The following is a 6,736-nucleotide window of genomic DNA, read 5'->3' on the forward strand; positions in this document are numbered from 1 at the left end:
GGACTCGGGACAAGGCAACTGCTATGCTACGCGCTTTGAACGTCCTCAAAGCGCTTGCACTCATGGATAAGAACAAGCTACGCACCTTCGAAATTGACCTCTCTCGGGGTGTATTTAAAAGTGAAGAAGGCAACGACGAGGATAGAAAAGCATTAATAGAAGCAATGAAGTTGCTTCCTCCTGTGACTATTCAATCACAACCTGAGGCAAGGACTTCAACAAATACAAAAAGCCTTAGGCTGTTGGAATTGCTGGACAAGTTTTTTTCCATTAGGAAAAAATTGACCCAAGCAACTATTGATGCTTACAAGGCTAACATCAATGAATTTTCAGACTTCCTGAAAAACCCGCAAATTTCAAAAATCATTGGTTCTGACATTACACGGTTTCAAGAGTATCTTTTAACCAAAAACAATACAACAAGAACCATAGACAACAAAACCGCTGTTATAAGGGCGTTGTTTAATTTTGCTATCAAGCAGGGTTATTATTTCGATACAAACCCCGCTCAAAATAGAACTTTAATGACAAACAGAGAAAAGACGCGTGAACAATACGCTATCTTTTATCTGGAAGAAATCCTATCCATCTATTCAAGCGAAAATCTTAAACCTCATAAGGGTAAAGACTTAGATTTTTACTGGGTTCTGGTTCTTGCTCTTATTACTGGCTGTCGCGTTGGTGAGCTTACAACACTTCGCAAGAGCCAGATTGTAGAAAGTGAAGGAATTCACTTCATTAGAATTGAGAAATCCAAAACGGATGCTGGCATCCGTGAAATACCCATACCGGAAGTTATCTATAAAGACTTTAAGGTGTTTGTTGATAAACAAACAACCGATAAGATATTTAAATACAAGGAAAGGGATGGCAAAGGTGCTGGCAATGCCGTTGGTAAGAAATTTTCTCGCTATCTTCAATCATTGAAGATAGAAAGGGAGAAACTTGTGTTTCATTCAATAAGAAAATTCTTCAATAATTTTCTTAAAGACAATGGCATTTCAACAGAACTTCGCTGTCAAATTATTGGGCATGAGTTCGAGGGAACAAATAACCAGATTTATAGTGATAAATATCCCTTGCCTTTCGTTGCAGAACAGATAACAAAAGCGCAACATGCGCTTTTGGTTAAAATAAAATACTTCAAAACAGAATTTTAATCACAAAGCCCCATTAGGGGCTTTTTTTATTTCTTCAATCCAAACTTCAATTCCTTTTTGTTCTTATCGTATGAGTCTCGGGCTTCCTTGTTAAACAATGCTGGATCATCAAAGATATCGTAAAAAGCCTTTACTCTATCTTCCTTCACAATATTGATATTTATATCGTCCAACAATACGGACTTGAATTTAGGGTTATGGACTTTAATGCTCGTTAGCGAGCTAATGGCATCGTCTTTTGAGATATTGAATTTTCTACAAAAGGCTCTAACCCCAAAACCTTTCTTATCTTCATTCGCCCTTATCCAGTCAATATATTTATCCATCTTCGCCTTCTGGATAATAATTCTTTCTGGCTTTCGTGCTCGATACTCAATGAAACGCTCAAATGAATTGAGTAGGAGCATGACGACTTTTAACGCCCACTGCATCGAGTCCTCTTGTATCTCGGTGCCTTGTTTAAGATGGATGATGTGATGAAATACGGCATATTTCCATGCTTCCATCATGTAGGTTCTATAAAAGTTCTCTTGCCCTGTCATCCATTTAACGTATTGCTGTTGCCAAAATCTTTTATACATTACGCAATAGATTTTGTAGCAAGCATTAGAAAACGTGTAGTTCAAACGGCTAATGTTTTGTGTAAATACGTCAAGGAATTTATCAAACATTGCGTCAGTTCTAATGTTTGAAACATCATACAACGGAAAGTCTGTGTGATCTCTATCTTCGTCTTTTTGAGCCAAGACGAATTGATAGCGTCTCATCAATCCGTCTTTCATGCTCTCATCTGTAATGTGCTTTGCGAAACTATCAATCGTATTGATGAATAATTGTGTCATCACTACGGGATTAGTTTTAATTTCCTTGCCCTTGGATAGTCTGGATAATTTGGCGTTATCCTTCATCTTCAATAAATGTTCACGGATTTCATTCATTGGATGACCTTCTGTTTCAACCAGCTTGAACATCTGGGACACTTCATCTTCTATCCAAAAACCCGTACAGGTCTCTCCATCGTCCAGCTTGGCAACTTGTTCAACAAAGGCGGCTGGACCGTTAGGCTTGGTGAAATTAGGCTCAATAACACTGTTTCCTTCTGGATCAGGAGGTGCCATTGAATTAATGATGCCTGACGCCATCGATTTTGCTGACCCAGAAGGGGCAAGCATAATCGTCCATGTATCTAATTGCTTTACCCTTGGGTCCAAGGGAATAGTCATTGTTGCTTTGTTCTTTACACACCAAGCGCTGACTAACGATAGAAAGCCAAAAATTGGCAAAGCAACTGGTATTTCAGTGGTCGTAAAAAATCTATGGAAAATCATAGATAGAACATCATTGTTCTTATAGTCGCTAAAAGGGCTATCTATGATTGAAAGAATTTCACTGATTGTTTGCCCCTTGTCATTGAATACAAGGGAGTTGGTAAAGTTATCAATGATCTTCTTTATTTCGTGTGGTGTTAAATCATTGGTTTTATTCTTATCCATACATACCTTCTAATAGTTATAATTACAAGGTAATGGATTATTTTTATTTGTCAAGAATTGCGGAGGAATTTTAAGACAATTTCTTTTATACGCTCTGACAGGTATGACAGTATGACACTTTCCCTGAAAGCCTTATTAAATGTGGTTCTTGGCGCTTTCAAGTGTCGTAAAAGTGTCGTAAATTGATTTATGACACTTTAAAGCCTTGGGTTCTTAATCATCCATCATCGGTTTTTACACAAGCTCGTCTTGTCAAGTAAACGGCGAAGATTTACTTGACAAAATCTATTCTCCCTACTTGACAGCTTGACAACTTGACGCAATCGCCCAAAGCCTTATCTATTAATACTTTGCGAGTTTGAAACTGTCAAACTGCTCTACTTGACACATACTTGACAAACAATGAGTGTCGTAAAAGATGCCCCAAACTTGGGGACACTTTTTTAAAAACATGGGGACAAAGGGGACAGTGGGGACAGTTTTATAAGAACCCGTGGTTCTTAATCATCCATCATCGGTTTTTACACAAGCTCGTCTTGTGTTCAACTACCTCCCCCATGCTTGGGGGTTGGGGGGAAGAAATCAAACTATGGTTTTTCATATCGGCGTAGCCGTAAATTAAAATCTATTTTTCGGCGTAGCCGTTGATGTTGCTCTATAAAAAGCGTAGCCAAAAATTGAAAATCTATCCCTCGTTACTTTGACAGGTTTTAAAGTCAAAGTAACGGGGGGAACCCCTAATGCAACTCTATATAAAGTAAAAAGAATAATTCCTATTAAAATGGGCGAAGCCCTGAGAGGAAGTCAAGATAAGAGCCGTTTATTTTTCAATGATAAGCTCCGTCTTATCATTGAAAAATGAACGGAACCAGGCATAGGAAACCGCGCACAAGAGATAAGAACCTATGTCACGTTATCGCTTAAATTATCACCTTGCTATCGTTTGAGTTATAGGTTTTGTTATCACTCAAACGATAGGTTTGCTATCGGTCGAGTGATACTTTAAACAGGTACCTATCGCAAACATCATAGAAAGAAAGATGATAAATACCAGACTTATTTTTTACCTCATTTTTCAAAATAAAGTTGCCTCACAAGGTGAGGCACGCCAAAGCCTTACCAAATAAGACTTTAAGCAACTTAAAAACTTGATATAAGTTATTCTCAACTTGAAAACAAATTGCCAAGAAACTTGGCTAAATCCCCCAATTTCCAAGCCCGCAAGGGCGCAGGGCAGAATCGCAAGGCTGAAAGCGTTGCACTGTGTCTGAGGAAACTCACAAAGTGAGTTTTCGTAGGGGGATTTTGAAAAGTACCTTGATTGACTTTTTATTGATGGTACCAAATTATGTTGACTTTTAATCATCCTGTGATAAACAGTACTTTATCCAAGGTACCAAATACATAGGAGAATTAAATGGAAATTAACAACAAAGAAAACATCATAGAAAGAAAACTATTTGTAGACAAGGAGGTCTATGATTTGTTTGTTCGCTACGCCAAACAAACAAATCAACCTGTATCCACTTTATTTAGACACTTTATGTCTAAATATTCCTTGTTCATAAAAAAAGAACTTAACAAGCAACAAGATGAAGTTTGTTTATCATCCCCCCAGCCCCCAATCTTGGGGGAGGTAGTTGTGAGACAAGACGAGCTTGTCTAAAAACCTGTAAATTTTTACAGGTGGGGGTGATGTGGTAGCATGTTGGGTAACAAGTTTTTGACCTCAAACCGCTACTAACTACTTGATTTTAAACCGTTTTTTTGTTTTGGCAGAAAGTCCCCCTCTCTCCGCCAGATGATGGTGGAAAACCCCGTAAAATCAATGATTTACGGGGTTTTTTGTTTTCCGACCCACAAACTGACTATCAAAGTGCTGCTCCGGGCGGATCGAACAAGAGCCGTCTGCTTTTAGCCACCGAGCGCATATCCCGATAGAAAGCGGCAGCGGCGGCGATGTTGCCAGCGGTCCCTTCTTAGGAGAGGAGCCAACATAGCTGACGCTACGGAACGTGCCTTGCCGTTCTTCGGTGAAGTCGAGCACCGCCGGTCAAGACGGCGATCAGCCAGCAAAAGCAAACGAACGCATCGGTCCACGCGTGCTCATGGAAGTTTTCGACGCGCTTATTCTGCGAAGCCCTCGCCCTCGCAGTAAGCAGGAATCATGGGCGGCAACGTGTTAAATTCCTGTAAAAATTCTGTCTAACACTCGCCTTTCATGCGGGGGCATCGGGGTCCAAGTGAACGTCGCATCGATTCGAATGAGCCGCCTCGTTAAGGTCGGTATGTACCTCCTGTCGCTGTGGCTGCTCTTCGTGCTTGTTATTGTTAATAAGGCGGATGTCGACGTAACCATCTGTCTCGGTTGCGCGTTCCTGCCTCGTCCAGCGCTAGCAACTTTGGCACTGAAAAACCTTCTGCCACTGGTTTGCGTCGCAATGCTTGCAGCGTCTTCTATCTTCTATGCTCTCTTTGTTAAGATCATATCAGGCGCAAAAGATGGTCCGATTAAAATCGAAGAGCTAGAAGACAAAAACGCAGAGCATCTTGTTTTTCTTGCGACCTATGTTATCCCTCTCGTGGGATTTAGCTTGGATAGCCCGAGGCAGATGATAAACCTTGCCATCACGTTGCTGTTGCTCGGTGCTATCTATATTAAAACAGACCTATTCTACGCAAACCCCACGTTATCCTTGCTAGGCTTCAAGATATTCAATGTAAAAGCTCAGGGAAACACTGCGATCTTGATTTCCAGAGAGGAGATTGAGATTGGTGATTCGGTCAACGTACTTCGTCTGGACAAGAAAATTTTCTTTGCACGAAAGGCCACGCGCATCTGACATGAAGACCAAACAAGAACTCAAAGACCACTTAGACGCCATCTTCGTAGATGGCGTGAACATGAAGCTCTATTTTGGCCTCGGGGCGCGGGCGGCCAGAATGTACAAGCTTGCTGACTTTGATGACCGAGCCACAAATGCGGTGTTGGCGAACTATGCTGCTAGCGTTCGTGAGTTTTTTGAGCGCGACGAGTTACAGACCGTGCTTTTGTCGCAAATGGATCAGCGCAGCGACGCCTTGGTAATGTACGATCTGCAAGAGCAGCCTATAGAGTTTGCTCAGCTCCAGGCGTTGCAAAACGAGGATGAACCAGACTTTTTCTCGTTCAACGAAAACAACGTTGGCGAAATTCGCAGCATTGCGATAAAGATTGCGTCTGCGCAGCAGTCCGTCGTGTTCTTCAAGACGTTCTACCCTGTTTCGCTTGTCAGACGGGATCAAATACTGCTGTATAAGCTGGAGAATAGATTCACCATCTTCGATGGTGATCTTATTAAGGTAACGCCGGGATTTGATGTTCTCCTTGCTGATGGCGAGTTTTATATAAATGATTTTTCGAAATTCGAGAAAGCTTTCTCGTTTACGGAGATCGCGGAGCGCGCCATGTTGTCAGTTGTTCAATCAATTCTGCAGATGGGGATTGTCAATGACGTAAAGGGTTATCTTGCGGCCTGCGTCGCGCCGAAGCGCGACATTCTGCGTGCCGGACAAAGTGATGTGCTACGGTTGGACGCCGCCGTGATACTCGCTTTTGCAACGCAGAAGGCAGAAAAGATCGGGCTCAAGATTGTGGACGGTCAATTTCACCTTTCTTCGCGCGATAGCGTGAAGAGGTTTTACAAACTGCTAAACGACGATTACTTAACGTCTGGGCTGACCGCTTTTGAATACGAGACGCTCGCTAAGAACAAAATGTAGTGGGCGGAGGGCATCAGGAGCGAACCCGTTGGCGAACCGATGACTTATGCTCCGATAGCCTGCCCGCTTGAATATTAGACCGCCAGCAGTGGTTAAGCCGCAATCGTTGAGACGCTTACCGCTCGGAATGACTTTCGCGTTGAGTACGGTGAGGCTGATGGACCCGCACACCACACGCTCTCGCATTTCAGCGCGCTCATGTCGCCGAGCTTTATCTGCGTTATTGGAGTGGCCCCACGTATCTGAGGACACGAGGACTCTCTTAAAATAAGGGATAGTCTTGTGCCTATCAGTAAGCCTAGTCATTACGTGGAAAGCATC

The 6,736-nt window shown here is 42.1% G+C and carries 5 protein-coding genes; 4 read left to right on the plus strand and 1 reads right to left on the minus strand.

Annotated elements, in window-relative coordinates; genetic code table 11:
• The first annotated feature begins 62 nt into the window (after window positions 1–62).
• A complete protein-coding gene (locus ACSHSS_RS31260) occupies window positions 63–1,160 on the plus strand; it encodes a phage integrase (protein ID WP_158379962.1) in 1,098 nt (365 codons plus the stop codon).
• A gap of 26 nt (window positions 1,161–1,186) precedes the next feature.
• Here the strand turns inward: ACSHSS_RS31260 and ACSHSS_RS31265 are convergent, their stop codons facing one another.
• Entirely contained in the window at window positions 1,187–2,653 is a 1,467-nt protein-coding gene (locus tag ACSHSS_RS31265) for a hypothetical protein (protein ID WP_150728808.1), read from the minus strand.
• A 1,417-nt stretch (window positions 2,654–4,070) separates the two neighbouring features.
• On the opposite strand from ACSHSS_RS31265, the gene ACSHSS_RS31270 reads away from it, so the two are divergent.
• The 3 genes from ACSHSS_RS31270 (at window position 4,071) to kwaB (ending at window position 6,415) form a co-directional block, all read left to right on the plus strand.
• Window positions 4,071–4,319 carry a hypothetical protein gene (locus tag ACSHSS_RS31270; RefSeq protein WP_042114724.1) on the plus strand — a complete coding sequence of 83 codons (249 nt, stop codon included), beginning with the start codon at window positions 4,071–4,073 and terminating at the stop codon, window positions 4,317–4,319.
• Between the two features lie 598 nt (window positions 4,320–4,917).
• Window positions 4,918–5,496: an anti-phage protein KwaA gene (gene kwaA / locus ACSHSS_RS31275; RefSeq protein ID WP_060261962.1), complete on the plus strand. Its 579-nt coding sequence runs from the start codon at window positions 4,918–4,920 to the stop codon at window positions 5,494–5,496.
• Window position 5,497: 1 nt separating this feature from the next.
• Window positions 5,498–6,415: an anti-phage protein KwaB gene (gene kwaB, locus ACSHSS_RS31280; protein WP_065494619.1), complete on the plus strand. Its 918-nt coding sequence runs from the start codon at window positions 5,498–5,500 to the stop codon at window positions 6,413–6,415.
• The last annotated feature ends 321 nt before the right edge of the window (window positions 6,416–6,736 follow it).

Source organism: Burkholderia sp. BC1 (assembly GCF_052683555.1).

Coding starts and splice junctions, on each gene's coding strand:
- ACSHSS_RS31260 (WP_158379962.1), top strand. CDS start 63: ATGGATAAGAACAAGCTACGCACCTTCGAAATTGACCTCTCTCGGGGT.
- ACSHSS_RS31265 (WP_150728808.1), bottom strand. CDS start 2,653: ATGGATAAGAATAAAACCAATGATTTAACACCACACGAAATAAAGAAG.
- ACSHSS_RS31270 (WP_042114724.1), top strand. CDS start 4,071: ATGGAAATTAACAACAAAGAAAACATCATAGAAAGAAAACTATTTGTA.
- kwaA (WP_060261962.1), top strand. CDS start 4,918: ATGAGCCGCCTCGTTAAGGTCGGTATGTACCTCCTGTCGCTGTGGCTG.
- kwaB (WP_065494619.1), top strand. CDS start 5,498: ATGAAGACCAAACAAGAACTCAAAGACCACTTAGACGCCATCTTCGTA.